General features: G+C 38.8%; 17 protein-coding genes and 5 riboswitches. Of the genes, 6 read left to right on the forward strand and 11 right to left on the reverse strand.

Going from position 1 to position 16,516, the window contains the following annotated elements:
- Nucleotides 1–191 precede the first annotated feature (191 nt).
- Nucleotides 192–530: a hypothetical protein gene (locus CUC15_RS19020; RefSeq protein ID WP_114918512.1), complete on the forward strand. Its 339-nt coding sequence runs from the start codon at nucleotides 192–194 to the stop codon at nucleotides 528–530.
- A 46-nt stretch (nucleotides 531–576) separates the two neighbouring features.
- Here the strand turns inward: CUC15_RS19020 and CUC15_RS19025 are convergent, their stop codons facing one another.
- The 5 genes from CUC15_RS19025 to CUC15_RS19045 all read right to left on the reverse strand — a co-directional run bounded on the left by CUC15_RS19025 (nucleotide 577) and on the right by CUC15_RS19045 (nucleotide 5,210).
- Nucleotides 577–1,284 (reverse strand): ABC transporter ATP-binding protein, encoded by a 708-nt coding sequence (locus tag CUC15_RS19025; RefSeq protein ID WP_114918169.1) that lies wholly within the window; start codon nucleotides 1,282–1,284, stop codon nucleotides 577–579.
- Nucleotides 1,277–2,065, reverse strand: a complete 789-nt coding sequence (locus CUC15_RS19030) for an ABC transporter ATP-binding protein (RefSeq protein ID WP_114918170.1) — start codon at nucleotides 2,063–2,065, stop codon at nucleotides 1,277–1,279. Before CUC15_RS19030 ends, CUC15_RS19025 begins: the two co-directional genes overlap by 8 nt.
- Complete coding sequence (locus CUC15_RS19035; RefSeq protein WP_114918171.1) at nucleotides 2,055–3,014, reverse strand: branched-chain amino acid ABC transporter permease; 960 nt, start codon at nucleotides 3,012–3,014, stop codon at nucleotides 2,055–2,057. Before CUC15_RS19035 ends, CUC15_RS19030 begins: the two co-directional genes overlap by 11 nt.
- 9 nt (nucleotides 3,015–3,023) lie before the next feature.
- Nucleotides 3,024–3,899 (reverse strand): branched-chain amino acid ABC transporter permease, encoded by an 876-nt coding sequence (locus CUC15_RS19040; protein WP_114918172.1) that lies wholly within the window; start codon nucleotides 3,897–3,899, stop codon nucleotides 3,024–3,026.
- Between the two features lie 129 nt (nucleotides 3,900–4,028).
- Entirely contained in the window at nucleotides 4,029–5,210 is a 1,182-nt protein-coding gene (locus CUC15_RS19045; protein ID WP_114918173.1) for an ABC transporter substrate-binding protein, read from the reverse strand.
- A 512-nt stretch (nucleotides 5,211–5,722) separates the two neighbouring features.
- Nucleotides 5,723–5,832, forward strand: a riboswitch (SAM riboswitch).
- 155 nt (nucleotides 5,833–5,987) lie between these two features.
- On the opposite strand from CUC15_RS19045, the gene CUC15_RS19050 reads away from it, so the two are divergent.
- Both CUC15_RS19050 and CUC15_RS19055 read left to right on the forward strand, forming a co-directional pair.
- Entirely contained in the window at nucleotides 5,988–7,190 is a 1,203-nt protein-coding gene (locus CUC15_RS19050; RefSeq protein WP_114918174.1) for a M20 family metallopeptidase, read from the forward strand.
- Nucleotides 7,191–7,474: 284 nt separating this feature from the next.
- Nucleotides 7,475–8,290, forward strand: a complete 816-nt coding sequence (locus CUC15_RS19055) for a YitT family protein (RefSeq protein ID WP_114918175.1) — start codon at nucleotides 7,475–7,477, stop codon at nucleotides 8,288–8,290.
- Nucleotides 8,291–8,490: 200 nt separating this feature from the next.
- Here the strand turns inward: CUC15_RS19055 and CUC15_RS19060 are convergent, their stop codons facing one another.
- Nucleotides 8,491–8,910 (reverse strand): bleomycin resistance protein, encoded by a 420-nt coding sequence (locus CUC15_RS19060; RefSeq protein ID WP_341457171.1) that lies wholly within the window; start codon nucleotides 8,908–8,910, stop codon nucleotides 8,491–8,493.
- A gap of 169 nt (nucleotides 8,911–9,079) precedes the next feature.
- Nucleotides 9,080–9,640, reverse strand: coding sequence for a hypothetical protein (locus CUC15_RS19065; RefSeq protein WP_114918177.1), 561 nt, complete (start codon nucleotides 9,638–9,640; stop codon nucleotides 9,080–9,082).
- A 148-nt stretch (nucleotides 9,641–9,788) separates the two neighbouring features.
- On the opposite strand from CUC15_RS19065, the gene CUC15_RS19070 reads away from it, so the two are divergent.
- Entirely contained in the window at nucleotides 9,789–10,508 is a 720-nt protein-coding gene (locus tag CUC15_RS19070) for a YebC/PmpR family DNA-binding transcriptional regulator (RefSeq protein WP_114918178.1), read from the forward strand.
- Nucleotides 10,509–10,543: 35 nt separating this feature from the next.
- Here the strand turns inward: CUC15_RS19070 and CUC15_RS19075 are convergent, their stop codons facing one another.
- From CUC15_RS19075 to CUC15_RS19090, 4 genes are all read right to left on the reverse strand, one after another.
- Entirely contained in the window at nucleotides 10,544–11,992 is a 1,449-nt protein-coding gene (locus CUC15_RS19075; protein ID WP_114918179.1) for a DEAD/DEAH box helicase, read from the reverse strand.
- A 489-nt stretch (nucleotides 11,993–12,481) separates the two neighbouring features.
- The gene (locus CUC15_RS19080) at nucleotides 12,482–13,954 is read right to left on the reverse strand and encodes an alanine/glycine:cation symporter family protein (protein WP_423241389.1); all 1,473 of its coding nucleotides are present in this window, start codon (nucleotides 13,952–13,954) and stop codon (nucleotides 12,482–12,484) included.
- Between the two features lie 62 nt (nucleotides 13,955–14,016).
- Nucleotides 14,017–14,102: riboswitch (glycine riboswitch) on the reverse strand.
- Between the two features lie 3 nt (nucleotides 14,103–14,105).
- Nucleotides 14,106–14,208: riboswitch (glycine riboswitch) on the reverse strand.
- Nucleotides 14,209–14,313: 105 nt separating this feature from the next.
- Nucleotides 14,314–14,392, reverse strand: a riboswitch (ZMP/ZTP riboswitch).
- 253 nt (nucleotides 14,393–14,645) lie between these two features.
- Nucleotides 14,646–14,960: a DMT family transporter gene (locus tag CUC15_RS19085; protein ID WP_114918180.1), complete on the reverse strand. Its 315-nt coding sequence runs from the start codon at nucleotides 14,958–14,960 to the stop codon at nucleotides 14,646–14,648.
- Nucleotides 14,960–15,301, reverse strand: a complete 342-nt coding sequence (locus CUC15_RS19090; protein WP_114918181.1) for a DMT family transporter — start codon at nucleotides 15,299–15,301, stop codon at nucleotides 14,960–14,962. The genes CUC15_RS19085 and CUC15_RS19090 overlap by 1 nt, the downstream gene beginning before the upstream one ends.
- 69 nt (nucleotides 15,302–15,370) lie before the next feature.
- Nucleotides 15,371–15,473: riboswitch (guanidine-I (ykkC/yxkD leader) on the reverse strand.
- A gap of 183 nt (nucleotides 15,474–15,656) precedes the next feature.
- Between CUC15_RS19090 and CUC15_RS19095 the strand changes: the two genes are divergently transcribed.
- Entirely contained in the window at nucleotides 15,657–16,112 is a 456-nt protein-coding gene (locus tag CUC15_RS19095) for a hypothetical protein (RefSeq protein WP_114918182.1), read from the forward strand.
- Nucleotides 16,100–16,387 (forward strand): YxcD family protein, encoded by a 288-nt coding sequence (locus tag CUC15_RS19100; RefSeq protein ID WP_114918183.1) that lies wholly within the window; start codon nucleotides 16,100–16,102, stop codon nucleotides 16,385–16,387. Before CUC15_RS19095 ends, CUC15_RS19100 begins: the two co-directional genes overlap by 13 nt.
- Nucleotides 16,388–16,516 lie beyond the last annotated feature (129 nt).

Below are 16,516 nucleotides of genomic sequence, written 5' to 3' on the forward strand. Positions count from 1 at the left end.
TAGGCATCTGCATACCTTATAGAGGATGTTAAAAGTCCTTTCAATTACGATACTTCGCAGTTTATAAAATAGTAACAGCATCCTTTAAACAATTAAGAATGGAAATGAGGGGTTACTTAATGGATAATCAAGATCAAGTGCAGGAATCGTTTCAAATGCAGGATTCGCTCGAGAGACAAGAAGGTTATGACATGCAGGTTCAAGGGGAAGATTGGAATGAAGAGCTATATAGAAGGCCATTTCATGGATTTGGAGGATTTCACGGCGGATTCGGAAGACCATTTTTTGGTGGATTCCATGGCGGATTCGGGAGACCATTTTTTGGTGGATTTGGAAGACCATTTTTTGGTGGATTCGGGAGACCATTTTTTGGTGGATTCGGGAGACCCTTCTTTGGATACGGTGGCTTCGGCTTACCATTTCTCGGGGGATTAGCAGCAGGAGGGTTATTAGCCAGTACACTTTATAACCCATATTTATATGGCTATGGTTACGGTTACGACGGATACTATCCACCATATTATTACTAATCAATTTAGAAAGGAGCAGTCAGCATGATGATTGCTCCTTTCCTTCTTATACGCCTCCAAGATATGCCTGCCTGATTTCTTCACTTGCCTGTAGATTCTCTGCAGTTCCTGAAGTAATCACCGATCCCGTTTCAATTACATATGCCCTTGTCGCAATGGATAGTGCCATATGCGCATTTTGTTCAACTAAAAGAATAGTCGTTCCATCCCGATTAATTTCCTCAATAATGTTGAAAATCGTTTTAACTAATAGTGGCGCCAACCCCATGGATGGTTCGTCAAGAAGAAGCAACTTCGGCTTTGCCATCAGCGCTCTCCCCATTGCAAGCATTTGCTGCTCTCCACCGGAAAGCGTACCAGACAACTGCTTTTTCCGCTCAAATAATCTTGGAAACAATTCAAATACCTTCTCAAAATCCTCGCGAATCCCTTTCGAATCTTTCCTCAAATATGCACCAAGCTCTAAATTTTCCTCTACCGTCATATTCGCAAAAACACGACGTCCCTCGGGTACATGGGAGATGCCTGCTTTTACGATAGCTTGAGCTGGTTTCCCTGCAATCGATTTATTATTGTATTCAATTTCTCCCTTCTTCGGTTTTAGTAAGCCAGACAATGTTTTTAATAATGTACTCTTACCTGCTCCGTTTGCACCAATCAATGTTACAATTTCGCCTTCATTTACGTTTAAAGAAACACCTTTTAATGCTTTTATATTTCCATAGTAGACATCAATTTCCTCTACATTAAGCATGGCTGCTGACGACCTCCTCACCGAGATATGCTTCTATCACTTTTGGGTGATTCCGCACTTCATTTGGTGTCCCTTCTGCAATCAATAGCCCATGATCCAGTACAGAGATCCGCTCACAAATCCCCATTACTAGCTTCATATCATGCTCGATTAGGAGAATGGTCAAGTTAAATTGTTCTCGAATAAACGAAATTAATTCCATCAAATCTTTTGTTTCCTGTGGGTTCATACCTGCAGCTGGTTCGTCGAGCAAGAGCAATTCCGGACCAGCTGCAAGTGCCCTCGCAATCTCTAATCTTCTTTGCTCGCCATATGGTAAATTCTTTGCCTTTTCATCCTTTACTTTATCCAATTGGAAGATTTTAAGAAATTCAATTGCCTTTGCTTCCATCTCCTGTTCGCCGACAAAATGATTTCGTAAGCGGAAAATAGAACTGAGGATAGAATGTCTTGCTAGAGAATGATAAGCAACCTTTACATTATCTAATACTGACTGTTCATTGAAGAGACGGACATTTTGAAAGGTACGGCTAATTCCTTTGCGTGTCACCTTATAAGGTGCAAGCCCATTAATTCTTTCGCCATTAAGCGTTATTTCACCCTCTGTTGGCGTGTATACCCCCGTTAGTAGGTTAAAGACTGTCGTTTTTCCAGCGCCATTTGGTCCAATTAGGCCAATCAGTTCCCCTGGATAGAGCTTCAGATTAAAGCCAGACACGGCCTTCAATCCACCGAAGTTAATCCCAGCCTGACTGACATGCAGAATCGGTTTAGCCTCCATACTGATTCCCCCCCTTTATCCGCTTCCATTTCCACTTTCCGAAGTAATCGGTTATTTCATGTGTTCCCATTAATCCTTGAGGGCGATAAAGCATGACCATAACGAGTACTAAGCTATAAATAATCATCCGTGTCTCCGGAAGCTCTTGAAGAAATGTGGATACAACCGTTAATAAAATTGCAGAAATAACAGCCCCAGATAAGCTTCCCAGTCCACCTAATACAACAAAGATCAAAATATCAAATGATTTCAAAAATCCAAAGTTTACAGGCTGAATAATGTAGAAATTATGTGCATATAATCCTCCGGCAATCCCAGCAAAAAAGGAACCGATTACAAATGCTGCAACTTTATAATAAGTTGTATTTATTCCCATTGCATCGGCAGCAATTTCATTTTCACGAATAGAAATACATGCACGCCCATGTCGGGAGTTTGTAAAATTAACGATTACCACAATCGTGAGAATTAGACAGAGAAAGGATGTCGTCCAAGTCGTTGCATGGGTAACCTGCATTCCTGCAGCACCACCAACATAATCGATGTTTAAGAATATAATTCGAATGATTTCAGCAAATCCCAGCGTGGCAATTGCTAAATAATCTCCTCGAAGACGTAAGCTAGGAATTCCAACAACCAATCCTGCTAGAGCTGCAACAACCCCACCTGCAACTAGTGCGAGGGAAAATGGCAGATCAAGCTTCATCGTCATAATTGCTGAAATATATGCACCAAGAGCTAAAAATCCGGCATGGCCTATTGAAAATTGACCTGTAATCCCAATTACTAAATGAAGACTTACAGCAAGAATAATATTAATGCAAATAAAGATAAGCGTGTTCGAATAAAATGGATTTAAAATCGATGTCGAGATAAGCAGCTGAATAACTCCATAGAATAAAAATGCGAGAGTGATAGCCAACCAAAATGGACTCACCTTTTTCAACATGTTACACACCTACACTTTCTCTTTCGAATTTTTCCCAAAGATGCCTGAAGGTCTAAAGATTAGAATTAAAATGAGAATAATAAACGCTGCTGCATCTCTCCATAGGGAAAATCCAAGCGCACTAACAACTGTTTCAACAATTCCTAAAACAAATCCACCAATTACTGCTCCAGGAATAATGCCAATCCCACCTAAAACAGCGGCAATAAAAGCCTTCAACCCCGGAATGATTCCCATCAGAGGTTCAATTTTTGTATAGTAAACACCAAAGATTACCCCCGCAGCTCCTGCAAGTGCAGAACCAATTGCAAACGTGGCGGAAATCGTATTATTTACATTAATTCCCATTAGTTTTGCTGCATCTGGATCAAATGAAACAGCACGCATTGCCTTGCCAATCTTCGTTCGATGGACAACAAATTGCAGAATGATCATCAGTACGATCGAAACTAAGAGAATAAGGAGGGATTGACTACTTATTTGTATACCAAAAATATCAAGTGTTCGATTTGGCAGTACATTCGGATATGCTTCTGGTTGTGCACCCCGAATATAGATAACGACATATTGAATTAATAAGGATACCCCAATCGCTGTAATTAAAGCAGCAATTCTTGTAGAGCTTCGCAGCCGTTTATACGCAACACGTTCAATCAGCACACCGAACACCGCACAAATCGTCATCGATAGGACAAGTGCTGGAAAAAATCCAAGCCCCCAAAATGCAATTGCATAAAATCCTGTAAACGAGCCAATCATGAAGACTTCCCCATGGGCGAAATTAATTAGCTTAATAATTCCATATACCATGGTATAACCCAGGGCAATTAATGCATAAATACTGCCGAGTGATATTCCATTAAAAAGCTGCTGCAGCCATTCCATCGATTCCCACCCCTATAAATCATGAGTTTAGAAATGGGAGAAGCAACCTCCTCCCATTAAAAAATTGTCTATATAGATAAAGAGCAAATGCCTGTAAGTCATCGTTACTACAGGCATTTTCTTCAGTGATTACGGATTGATTTTTGTTTTAAAAACTTGTTTCCCATCGACATATTCTAAGATTGTTGCCGATTTAACTGGATTATGATCCTTGTCAATCGTAACAACTCCCGAAACTAGCTTAATATCCTTGGTTTCTTCTAGTGCGTCTTTTATTGCTTTAGAATCCGCACTTCCCGCACGCTCAATTGCATCGGCTAACAAGTAGACAGAATCATAGCCAAGTGCATGAAAAGCGTTAGGTGATGATCCATCATATTTTTCTTTATATTTCGTTACAAAATTTTGAATGGTTTCATCTGGATCTTCCGATGAATAATGATTTGTAATAAATGTATTATTCAATGCATCAGCACCAGCCAGCTCTACAAGAGTAGGAGAATCCCAGCCATCTGCTCCCATAAGAGGGACCTCAATTCCCATTTCCCGGGCTTGTTTAATAATTAATCCTACCTCTTCATAATATCCAGGAATGAAAATGAATTCTGGATCTGCAGACTGAATATTTGTTAAGATTGAACGAAAATCGGTATCTTTCGCAACATAAGCCTCTTCTGATACAATTGTTCCACCAGCGGCTTCGAAAGTTTCCTTGAAAGCAGTACCTAGCCCTTTCGCATAATCACTCGCATTATCTGCTAAAATGGCAGCATTTTTAATTCCCAGCTCGTCGATTGCAAAATTTGCTGCTACAGTTCCTTGGAATGGATCAATATAGGAGGTGCGGAAAACAAAGTCATTCAATGTTCCATCATCCTGAATCGTTACATTCGGACTAGTCCCAGAAGGAGAAAGAAGTACCGTTTCCGTATCATTTGCAATTTGCGCCTGGGCTACTGTGTTTCCACTCGTTGCAGCACCAATTATTGCAGTAACCTTATCCTGACTCGTTAATTTAATTGCTGCATTCGTTGCTTCCGCTGCATCTGATTTATTATCAACCTTAGTCACCTTAATCTGTTTCCCGTCGATACCACCGGCTTCGTTTATCTCCTCAACAGCTAGTTCAATCCCTTCCGTATCTGATTGTCCATAAGATGCAACCGCTCCAGACAGCTCCATATTCACACCTATATGAATTGTATCTCCGCCACCATCACTTTTAGCTCCTGAATCTTCCGAACCACAAGCAGCAAGTACCATCGCAAGAAAACCTAAGGTGAAAAGAATTTTAATTACGCTCTTCTTCATGACTAAATTCCCCCTCTTTCATTATCTTTTTCAGATAATTTATATCATGCTGCTTCGTTATTTATGTTTTATTCTGAATAATTATCTGAAAATAAAACATATACTAATTATTTTATTAATTTATAATATTATAAATCTAAATAGATAGTTAGTCCAGTTATTTTTTCATTAAGTATATTTTGTATTTTTTGTTGTTATTTAGATAAAATGCGACATAACTTGGGTGGTAATTACTCGGACCAGTCGCTCCGGAAATACACTATGCTTTCCGCGGGCGGCTGATGAGCCTCCCTGTATTTCCTCACTGGGATTGTGCGAGATATATAATTTTCTAGTTCTCCTATAGGATTAAAAATGTTCCCTTTCTCGTTACCGCTAATTGCTATTTTTGCTTTTATTATTTGCACTAAAATTATCAGAATTGCACAACTTGGAAATTCCCATTGACTTAATCGAAGTTTGAATCTATTATTAGATTTAAATCTTATGAAAATTAAATAGCAATACATCAATTCTTATCAAGAGAGACTGAGGGATAGGCCCGATGATGTCTCGGCAACAGGTTCTAAATTAGAATACTGTGCCAATTCCTACAAATGCTGAGGCATTTGAAAGATGAGAACTAGGGTGGATTCTAATAATAGAATCTCTCTTTTCTTATCTACTTAAGAAAAGAGGGATTTTTCGTTTTATCTCAATCCTATTCAAGGATTACAACAAATGATTGGATTACGGAAGTTTTACATAAGTAATAATAAAAAATAGGGGGAATTTGCAATGAGTACTGTAATAGATCGTAAAGACGTATTGTTTCAATCGATTGAGGAGAATAAAGAGCTTTACATACAAACGAGTCAGGACATCCATGCGAACCCAGAAATAGGCAATCAAGAGTTTTATGCAAGTAAAAGACATGTAGAAAACTTGAGAAATGCAGGATTCGCTGTTACAACAGCGGTCGCTGGACATGAGACTTCCTTCTATGCTGAGAAAGATAGCGGCATTGAGGGCCCAACGGTTGCATTTCTAGCTGAATACGATGCATTACCTGGTATTGGTCATGCTTGCGGCCATAATATTATCGGCACGACAAGTGTTGCGGCTGGGATAGCACTCGCTAAAGTATTACCAGATACTGGTGGTCGTGTCGTTGTACTCGGAACCCCAGCTGAGGAAGGCGGGCCAAATGGCAGCGCGAAAGGAAGCTTTGTAAAACACGGCTACCTTAAGGATGTCGACGTCGCACTTATGCTTCATCCAGGTGGAAAAACATCGTTAACTAGTGAAACACTTGCCGTCGATCCGCTTGACTTCCATTTTTACGGAAAACCAGCGCATGCAGCTGGAGCACCCGAAAAAGGAATCAATGCACTCGATGCGGTTATCCAATTATTTAATGGCATCAGTGCATTACGCCAACAGCTGCCTTCTGATATTAGAATTCATGGCATCATTACACATGGCGGGGATGCCCCAAATATCATTCCTGAGTATGCATCTGCACGTTTCTTCATTCGTGCAGAAACATGGGCAAAGACGATTGAAACATCCGATAAAGTTCGCGCTATCGCTGAAGGTGCAGCACTTGCTACAGGGGCATCTGTAATAATTGAACGGTTCCAGAATGAAGTAAAAGACTTTGTTCTTAACGCTGTATTGGATAATGTATTGAAAGAAGAACTCAAGGAGCTAGGTGAAGTTGTTCATACAGAAAAATCTCAAGGCAAGGAATCAACGGATGCTGGAAATATTAGCTATGAAGTACCAACCGCACATGGATATATCAAAATTGGGTCAGATAATTTGGTTGGCCATACGGTAGAATTCCGTGAAGCAGCTAAATCGGAATTGGGCGACAAGGCTTTGATCACGGGAGCGAAGGCACTTGCATCAACAGGGTATCGCTTATTAACAGACTTTGAATTGTTACATCGAGTTAAAAAGGAATATGAGAGCGCACTAGCAGAAAAGCAGCAATAGCAAGGATTTAAGCTGAAGTGACGACAAGTCGTTTCAGCTTTTTATTTTGGATAATAAGATGACATAAGGTGTAGAGAAAACTTTAAGTGAAAGTGCAATCTTGTTTAGCATCAAAGACCAGCGTTTCATTGCTGAATTTTCCCAATAAATTCAATTCCACTTTTGCCTTAAAAATGTAAAGCAAAATGCTGACATCCGCCTTTTTTTCGGATAAGATATTTGAATGGTACCACTAAATATGTTTTTTAATCTGCTATACAGCTTCCTAAGGAGGTACTGTTTTTATGAAAAATTTAATCGTCGTTGCCGGCTCGCTTGTGATAGCATTTGCCTTTAATTTCTTCCTCGTACCACATGGCATCTTAAGCAGTGGAATAAGTGGGATTGCCATCTTACTTGGGATTATTACTCCGTTTGATACGGGTTTACTAAATCTAGTTCTTAACCTGCCATTACTTATATTGGGTTATATTAAGCTAGGTAAGAAAATCACCATAAATACAATGGTTTGTGTCGTATCGCTTTCCTTATTCCTATACTTATTGCCAGCCATTACAGTTACTGACAATATGCTGCTCTCCTCCATTTTCGGTGGGGTTATCGGCGGGATAGGGATTGGTATCGTCATGAAGTACTCCGGAACTTCGGGGGGGCTTGATATTATTGCCATTATTGTTTCGCGAACAAGTAATTTCAGTGTCGGTCTGCTGCTTACAGGAATGAACGGTGTGATTGTATTAATCTCCGGCGCAGTCTTTGATTGGGATATCGCATTATATACCCTGCTTTCTATTTACCTAACAGGGAAAATGATTGATAAAGTGCACACAGACCATATTAAATTAACGATGCAAATCGTCACGACAAAAGGTGAGGTCATTCGTGATGAATTACTCTCTTCGATCTACAGGGGAATTACCATAATGAATGGTTACGGTGGCTATACAAAGGAACCGAAACAAATCATCATGATGATTGTGACACGCTATGAAACACTGCAAATAAAGGAAATTGTAAGGAAGCATGATGAACGTGCATTCATTAATGTTTACGAAACAGTCGAGGTCGATGGTGAATTCGCACAAAATATGAAGAGTTGATTATTTTCAACTTTAATCGTTAGCTTTAGAGTATAGTTTAATCAAATAAAAAGAGAGCGTATTTTGAAGCAAGTTAATCAAAATACGCTCTTGATATATTCAATTTATTCCACTCTATTATTAGAAAGTTGACTCACTTTTTTCTTACTTCTAAACATACAGCCTTCCACGTTGATAAGTTAATCACCTTTAACTGGAACCTACTCATTTTCTCTTTCTCCTAAGTTTTGGGCAAGCCTTAATAAATATCCATCTGGGTCCATGACTAAGAATTCTTTCTGCCCCCTTAATTTAGTACCTGCTCTATACCAATTCTCTTCAATTTCCATCTTAATCGGATACTGATACTTTTTTAGACTCTCATATAATTCGTTAATATCACGTACCATAATCTGAAAGTTAATTCCTCTCCCAAAAGGATATGATAACTCCCCTGTTTGCCAAAAGCCATTTATTTCTTCAATCATAATTTGACTGTTATTTAATGACAGCATTGCGAACTTATCTTCTGGACGTTGATAATCTAACTTAAACTTAAGAATGTTTGTATAAAAATTTAGGCTCTTATTTATATCTGAAACTGATAACTCTGGTACTAATGTATTTTCTCGAAACATCATTTCTATCTCCATTTCCACTTTTACTAATGTATGTACTGTTACTCTATATCTTTATTACGAAACTCATTCTTTCTCAAAGTTACTCTTCGATAAACTGACCAAATGCAGCATTAAGAGTTTGATTAAACCTTTTTAAAACCGTGCAACTTGAGTGCCCGAGCGAAAATTATTATTTCTTAGGTGCATTCTTCCAAACCTTGGCATATTTCTTCTGATATTTAGGGTCTTCTTCCTTTTCAATTAAGCCAAGAGCAATCTCTTTAATCTTCTCTTCGGTCATTTCGTCGTATAGATTTCTCAAATCCTGGATGATGTCAAAGCGCACAAGTTTACAATTCTTTTCACTCTCACATGTCTCGAAGCGGTCTACAAGCTGGTTAATAACCAAGTCCTTCTGTTCCTCTCCTGCTAGTGCTATTCGCCAAATGGCCTGTAAGCTGTGTCTCGCAGTGACCGTTCGTTTGTCCTTCGTTACTTCCCATACAGCTGGAAAATCCGTTAACATCCTTTTTTCCGGATCACTAATTGCTAAATTAGAAAGAAACTGCGCATAGCGAGAACGCTTATGATTATTAGACGAAGTTAACCCTGCTAGCAGCTCATCCCACACCTCATATGCCCACTCCACTTCTTCCTTCGTAGCATCAAGTATATTCATGAATGCCTCGTATTGGAGATTCTTATCTTCTGATTCCAGATTATTAAAATTTGTCTGCATCGCTTTATCCATTTATTCCACTCCTATTGCAATAACATTCTTCTTATATTCAGTTTACCAAATCGATCATGAAGGATAAGCTTTTTCGAAAAAAAACTGGAAATGTCGCGCGTAAAGTTTTATAGTTTTATATAGATTCAGTTGAAAGTGAGGGCACAACATGGGCCGTAAATGGAATAATATTAAAGAGAAGAAAGCGTCGAAGGATGCAAATACAAGTAGAATATATGCAAAATTTGGGCGCGAAATATATGTAGCAGCAAAACAAGGAGAGCCAGATCCAGAGGCAAACCAAGCATTAAAAGTCGTGCTTGAACGCGCGAAAACATATAGTGTACCAAGACACATTATTGACCGGGCGATCGAAAAGGCAAAAGGTGGATCCGAAGAAAATTATGATGAAAATCGTTATGAAGGGTTTGGACCAAACGGATCAATGGTCATTGTTGACACATTAACCAATAATGTAAATCGTACGGCATCTGAAGTACGTGCTGCTTTTGGTAAAAATGGCGGAAACATGGGTGTAAGTGGCTCTGTAGCCTATATGTTTGATCATGTCGCTGTGTTTGGTATCGAAGGCAAGACAGAGGAAGAAGTACTTGAGCTCTTAATGGAAGCAGATATTGAAGTTCGTGACATCTTAGACGAAGAAGGAACCATTATCGTTTATACAGAACCAGATCAATTCCATGCAGCACAGGAAGCATTTGAAAGTGTTGGAATCACTGAGTTCACGGTAGCAGAATTAACGATGCTTGCGCAAAATGATGTCTCACTGCCAGCAGATGCATTAGAGCAGTTCGATAAGATGATTGATGCATTAGAGGAATTAGAAGACGTTCAGCAAGTTTATCATAATGTTGACCACGGTGAATAATATAGAAAAGCAGACCAAATGGGTCTGCTTTTTCCTTACTTCTTATTCGCTTCATAAACCTTGAGTAATTTACCTTTTACCTTGGTATCCTTCATCGTTTGTAATACGAGTGGACCCTTGCCATTTAATATTTCGACAAAAGATGCTGTATCCTGGATTGTAATAATACCGATGTCCTCTGCCGATACACCATCTATTTTTGCAATGGTACCAACGAAGTCAACTGCTCTTAGCTTCTTTTTCTTTCCGCCATTAAAGTATAGCTTCATAATTTGTTTATTTAGATTTTCACTTTTGGACTTTTTAATCGTTGGCTGTTTTTTCATTTTTGTTTCAAAGGCAGCTTTATTAATAGCGACTTCTTCTTTTAATGGTGCAAGTCTAGCTGGAATCTTGAAACCGATATATTCCTCTACCTCATTCAAGAAGCGACCTTCAAACGGTGTTACGAATGAAATTGCTTTTCCACTTAGTCCCGCTCGTCCCGTTCTTCCTGTACGATGAACATAACTTTCTTTTTCTAATGGGATGTCATAATTAATAACATGGGTAATATTATCAATATCAATTCCCCTTGCAGCCACATCAGTCGCAATTAAATAGCGGAATTCTCCCCTTCTAAAGTCATTCATTACTGCCAATCGGTCGTCCTGTTCCATTCCTCCGTGGATTTTGTCACAGCTATACCCTAAATCATCTAACTCTTGACATACTGTGTCTACTCTGTCTTTTGTTCGACAAAATATGATGCAGCTATCCGGGTTTTCAATAATCGTAACGTTCGTAAGCAGTTGGAATTTATCTTTTTCTGGGACTTCATAAAGAAAATGCTCAATGTTTTCTGTCGTAAGCCCAGTTGCTTTAATTTCTATATCGATTGGGTCTTTCATATAATTGCTTGCTAAGTTCTTAACCTTCTCAGGAAGAGTCGCTGAGAATAGGAGTGTTACTCTTTCTCTAGGCAGCTTATTAATAATTGTCTCTACCTGTTCAATAAATCCCATATTTAACATTTCATCCGCTTCATCTATTACAAGGTAGCGGATCTTATCTAACGGAAGTGTATCCCTTTCAATGTGATCCAACACACGGCCAGGGGTACCAACGACAACATGGGTCTTTTGTTTCAATTCTGTCTTTTGGATGGCAATCGGTTGCTTGCCATAAACAGCGGTTGCTTTAATCCGCTTAAATCGCCCTATATCTGTCAGATCGTCTTTCACTTGAACAGCGAGTTCTCTCGTGGGAGTTAAGACCAGTGCCTGTGGCTTGTTTTCTATCCATTCAACCAGCTCACAAATGGGAATCCCATAAGACGCTGTCTTCCCGCTTCCTGTTTGCGATTTAGTCACAAGATCTTTCTGCTCTAGCACGAGTGGAATAACCTTGCGCTGAACCTCTGTTGGTAAGGTATATCCTAAACCATTTAATGCATTCGTTATGTCTGTACTTAATTTGTAATCTGTGAAACGCTCTTGCGTCATATTTTAACCTCTTTTATAGTTTATCTTTATATTATTTTTTGTTTTTTTAATATTTGAGTGATAATGATAGGTCAATGTAAAGGCGAACTAGTGATAATTTTTCCAATCCCTCGCTACATTCAATTTCAATTGTTAGTAGTCAAGCTACTTCTCTTTAGATAGATTCTGCACTTACCTAGCGGAAGAAATACACGGAGACTCCTGCGGGAAGAAGAGCCTAGGTGAGACCTCGAAGTGCGAAAGCACTAGAAGGCTCACCAGCTCCCCGCGGAAAGCGTAGTGTATTTCTGGAGCGACCGGACCAAGAGCTACCTACTATGCTATGTGGTATGTCTCACTTTATATAATAATAACTAAAATCATCCCTATTTAAAGCTTAGTATAACATGAATGATACCTGGCCATTCACTTTTCCCGATTTGTATAAAAAAGAAAAGGTCACACAAAATGGATAATTTTGTGTGACCATTATATTGACTAGCGTTTATGCTATGAAATCTTTTCATCCTTTGTATTATCATTTTTCCCATTATATCCATCCGCCCAAAAATCAGCATTTTTAATCCCAAGCTTCGTAGAATTAAAGGTCGGATCCAATCCTTGCCTTTTTTGGCGTTCATAATCCTTTAATGCGATAATTGCTGGCTTCGCTAATAATACAATCGCAATATAATTCAGCCAAACCATGACACCAAGTCCTATATCGCCGAAGATCCATGCGAGCTGTGATTCCTTCACTGCCCCGTAAAAGGTAGCAGCGAGCAACGCTATTTTTAATACACTTGAAGCGATGCTGCTATATTTTCCTTTTACTAAATAAGCTAGATTCGTTTCAGCGATATAATAATAGGACATAATCGTTGTGAAGGCAAAGAACAATAGTGCAATCGCAACAAACCCAGAACCGAATCCAGGTAAAATACTATCGACTGCTGCTTGCGTATATCCCGGTCCTTCCTCTACTCCGGAAATATTTTGAACGATATATTCGCCTGAGCTCTCATCTATCGTATTAAACTGCCCTGTAAATAAAATCATAAATGCAGTAGCAGTACATACTAAGAAAACATCTAAATAAATAGAGAAAGATTGAACAAGTCCTTGCTTCACAGGATGGGAAACTTCCGCGGCGGCTGCAGCATGTGCGCCTGTACCCTGCCCAGCTTCACTCGCATATAGCCCACGCTTCACTCCCCAAGCAATTGCCGCTCCGAGAATACCGCCAAACACCGAGTCTCCGCCAAATGCACTGGAGAAAATCAGTGAAAATACAGCTGGAATTTTTTCAGCATTCATAGCAATCGTCAGAATCGCTACCAATATGTATCCAACAGCCATAAACGGTACAATAAATTGCGCAACATTTACAATCCGCTTCACTCCGCCAAAAATGATTAACCCAAGTACTAAGACAAGAATAATGCCCGTTATAACTGTGCTTGTACCAAAAGCATTATCAAGTGAGATTGCGATCGAATTTGATTGTACTCCCGGCATTAAGAGTGCCATCGCAATCAATGTCGCTATTGCAAAAATGATGGCATACCATTTTAAACCGAGGCCTTTTTCAATATAATAGGCTGGTCCACCACGATATTGACCATTTTGTTTTTCTTTATAGATTTGTGCAAGTGTAGATTCTATAAATGCTGATGCAGCGCCAAAAAATGCAATGACCCACATCCAAAATACTGCTCCAGGGCCACCAAATGCGATTGCCGTTGCTGTACCTGATATATTTCCTACACCCATCCGTCCTGATAAAGCTAGAGATAAGGCTTGGAATGAAGAAACCCCTTCATCGGAGCTCTTCCCTTTAAATAACAGTCCAACCATATCTTTAATATGACGGACTTGGAGAAATCTGGATCTTAATGTAAAGTATAGTCCAACCAATACACAAAACGTAATTAGAATCGGACTCCATAAAAAATTATTCATATTATTAAATATTTGCTCTATCAAAAAAACTCCTCCTCTTATTTAGAGGACAGAAAAAAAAGCATGCGTTGCTCTACCCTTTGCTCTGTCCTTTTACCTGAAAGTTTCATCCTAAATAAATAGGATATTCCCCATTGGTGGCGTCCTTGTAAATACGCGCTCTCCAGAGTTGCGTCCAACTGTGATCCTTCTACCTGAGAGATTGGTTTTCAAGGGTTTTCTTGAAACTTGCTCCTTCGGTGGCTTTGATTCTTGCACTCTCTCACAGCTTTCATCCACTTATTCATTTTTAATTAATAGTAGAAAACGCTAAAAATGCGCCTTCTGCATAGCCTTTCCCTCCTTTATAGCATAAAGAGCTAAGGGATGTTAGAATCCCTTAGCTCTGCCCAGGCGAACGGCTATTCAACGAATGTGTTCCCTCACGGTGATCCGTGTTCGCCAGTCACACATCGTTTTTTCTATTAATCTTATCCTAGCAGAATTTCTATCAAGCTTCAATCCTCATTTTTGACTAGTATGAAAACCCTGATAATAGCGAAACCGCTCTCTATATCTAGATCATTCATTATAATTTTATTGAATATCAGGTTTAAATCAGATATGGAATGGGCATAGATTAATTTTGACTAAATCCTATTTGTATGTTGGAATTTCAAGAAGATAATTTTCCTGATAAAATTGATTATCTCCTTCACTACTGCCTGACCCTCTAAGAAACAAGCTTTAAACCTACAGCAGCACCTAAAACCATCCCTATAAAAATGAGTCTTTTCCAGTCTTTTGATTCGCCATAAAATAACATTCCTAAGATTGCTCCTCCAGATGCCCCAATACCAGTCCAGATTGCGTAGGCTGTACCCATAGGAAGTGTTTCCATTGAATAAGCAAGAAAAATAAAACTTGCACCAAACCCGAGAATTAATAAAACAAATGCTTGCCAATTTCGATCGTTATGCAATTTATTTATCATAGCAACACCAAACATTTCACATAAACCTGCTAAGATTAAAGAAATCCATGCCATTAGGATTCATCACCTTCCTGAACTTTGTCCGTTGTAACTAATTTCAAACCAATGACTCCCGCTAATAAAACTAAAATCAAGAGTATTTTTTCCACTTTGAATGGTTCTCCAAAGAAAAGGATCTCAGAAAAGACAGTTCCTGCTGTACCTAGACCAACAAAAACTGCATACACAGTTCCCACGGGGAGTTTTCGCCCAGCCATTATCATTAAATAGAAGCTGATAAAGATAGAAATAGCAGTTCCAGACCAAGACCAAAAGTCATTTGCATGTTTTAAGCCAATAACCCAAAAAATTTCAAAGAAAGCAGCAATAAATACTTTAATCCACTCTTTATTCATCTGAAAGACACCTCCAATGTTATTATTACCTAAAAACAGAAAAAGCCTAAGAGATAACTGTAATACAGTTTCTCCCAGGCTTTTATCCCTCCGTGGCACAGCATAAAAGCTGTGTGTTTTCTCTTGGACCAGTCCAACATTAATTTGTTGCGGAACCCTAGAAAACATTCAATCTATGCAATTACTTAGTATTATACACATTTTTAAATCTTGTTCAAGAGGTAAGAATAATTTATCATCCCTACCATATCAAACGAAACTTTTTTCATAATTTCAGTGTTAAACCCGATGATTATATGAAGATTATAGTATAATAGTGCTACAGCATGATATAAATTAATGGAGGAAAAAATAAATGAAAAAGATTTTAGCAGCTTTACTAGCAGTAACACTCGTATTCTCACCACTTGGCAATCTTCTTTTACAAGATCAGCCGACAACCGTTGAAGCAAAAGGTTATAAATCTGGAAAGAAAGGCTTTAACTTCAACAATAATAATAACAACAAATCAAGCAATAATTCATTTTTCCAAAACAATAAGAAAGACTCTGTTTCAAACAATAAATCTACAGCCAACAAGGCAGATAATAAAGGTGGCTTTATGTCAGGCGGTCTGATGAAAGGCCTTATGCTTGGCGGACTTGCTGGATTATTATTCGGCGGACTATTTGCTAATATGGGCATGTTGGGTTCTATTCTAGGACTTGCAGTTAATATTCTTGCAATTGTCGTTTTGATTGGAATTATCCGTAAGATCTTCTCATTCTTTAAAAACAAGAAGAAAGAGGATACAAATCCATGGAGAAGCTAGTCATTCCTGAACAGGACATTATTAATGCCATCTGTGTTTATATTGCTAGGAAAAAACAAGTTACACCAGAAGAAGTAGAAGTAGAGCTTATGTATGATGATGATACTGGTTTCTCTGCTGAAGCTTTTGTAGCTGGACGCAAGCAGGTACTCATTACAGGAAATATGATTGAGGCACTGCGAATGTGGCTAGAGGAGTTTTTAAACAGGGATCCGTTTTCCGGAATTAAGCTCGAGCTTGATGACGAAGAAGGTATCATTGCCATTATTAGATAAGAAAAAGCGGTCATAGGTTTAACGCCTATGACCGCTTTTTTTGATTCCATTTTTAGATCATCCTCCACAATCATGATTTTCTCCATCCCGCTCACTCCTTTATTCAACACAATTATGGCATATTGCTGT

The organism is Oceanobacillus zhaokaii (genome assembly GCF_003352005.1).
GTDB lineage: Bacteria > Bacillota > Bacilli > Bacillales > Amphibacillaceae > Oceanobacillus > Oceanobacillus zhaokaii.

Bases quoted from the DNA above. Each gene is read 5' to 3' on its own strand.
- CUC15_RS19095 (WP_114918182.1), top strand. From the start codon at position 15,657: ATGAAAAAGATTTTAGCAGCTTTACTAGCAGTAACACTCGTATTCTCA.
- CUC15_RS19030 (WP_114918170.1), bottom strand. From the start codon at position 2,065: ATGGAGGCTAAACCGATTCTGCATGTCAGTCAGGCTGGGATTAACTTC.
- CUC15_RS19090 (WP_114918181.1), bottom strand. From the start codon at position 15,301: ATGAATAAAGAGTGGATTAAAGTATTTATTGCTGCTTTCTTTGAAATT.
- CUC15_RS19045 (WP_114918173.1), bottom strand. From the start codon at position 5,210: ATGAAGAAGAGCGTAATTAAAATTCTTTTCACCTTAGGTTTTCTTGCG.
- CUC15_RS19100 (WP_114918183.1), top strand. From the start codon at position 16,100: ATGGAGAAGCTAGTCATTCCTGAACAGGACATTATTAATGCCATCTGT.
- CUC15_RS19050 (WP_114918174.1), top strand. From the start codon at position 5,988: ATGAGTACTGTAATAGATCGTAAAGACGTATTGTTTCAATCGATTGAG.
- CUC15_RS19055 (WP_114918175.1), top strand. From the start codon at position 7,475: ATGAAAAATTTAATCGTCGTTGCCGGCTCGCTTGTGATAGCATTTGCC.
- CUC15_RS19060 (WP_341457171.1), bottom strand. From the start codon at position 8,910: ATGATGTTTCGAGAAAATACATTAGTACCAGAGTTATCAGTTTCAGAT.
- CUC15_RS19070 (WP_114918178.1), top strand. From the start codon at position 9,789: ATGGGCCGTAAATGGAATAATATTAAAGAGAAGAAAGCGTCGAAGGAT.
- CUC15_RS19020 (WP_114918512.1), top strand. From the start codon at position 192: ATGCAGGTTCAAGGGGAAGATTGGAATGAAGAGCTATATAGAAGGCCA.
- CUC15_RS19040 (WP_114918172.1), bottom strand. From the start codon at position 3,899: ATGGAATGGCTGCAGCAGCTTTTTAATGGAATATCACTCGGCAGTATT.
- CUC15_RS19035 (WP_114918171.1), bottom strand. From the start codon at position 3,014: ATGTTGAAAAAGGTGAGTCCATTTTGGTTGGCTATCACTCTCGCATTT.
- CUC15_RS19065 (WP_114918177.1), bottom strand. From the start codon at position 9,640: ATGGATAAAGCGATGCAGACAAATTTTAATAATCTGGAATCAGAAGAT.
- CUC15_RS19025 (WP_114918169.1), bottom strand. From the start codon at position 1,284: ATGCTTAATGTAGAGGAAATTGATGTCTACTATGGAAATATAAAAGCA.
- CUC15_RS19075 (WP_114918179.1), bottom strand. From the start codon at position 11,992: ATGACGCAAGAGCGTTTCACAGATTACAAATTAAGTACAGACATAACG.
- CUC15_RS19085 (WP_114918180.1), bottom strand. From the start codon at position 14,960: ATGGCATGGATTTCTTTAATCTTAGCAGGTTTATGTGAAATGTTTGGT.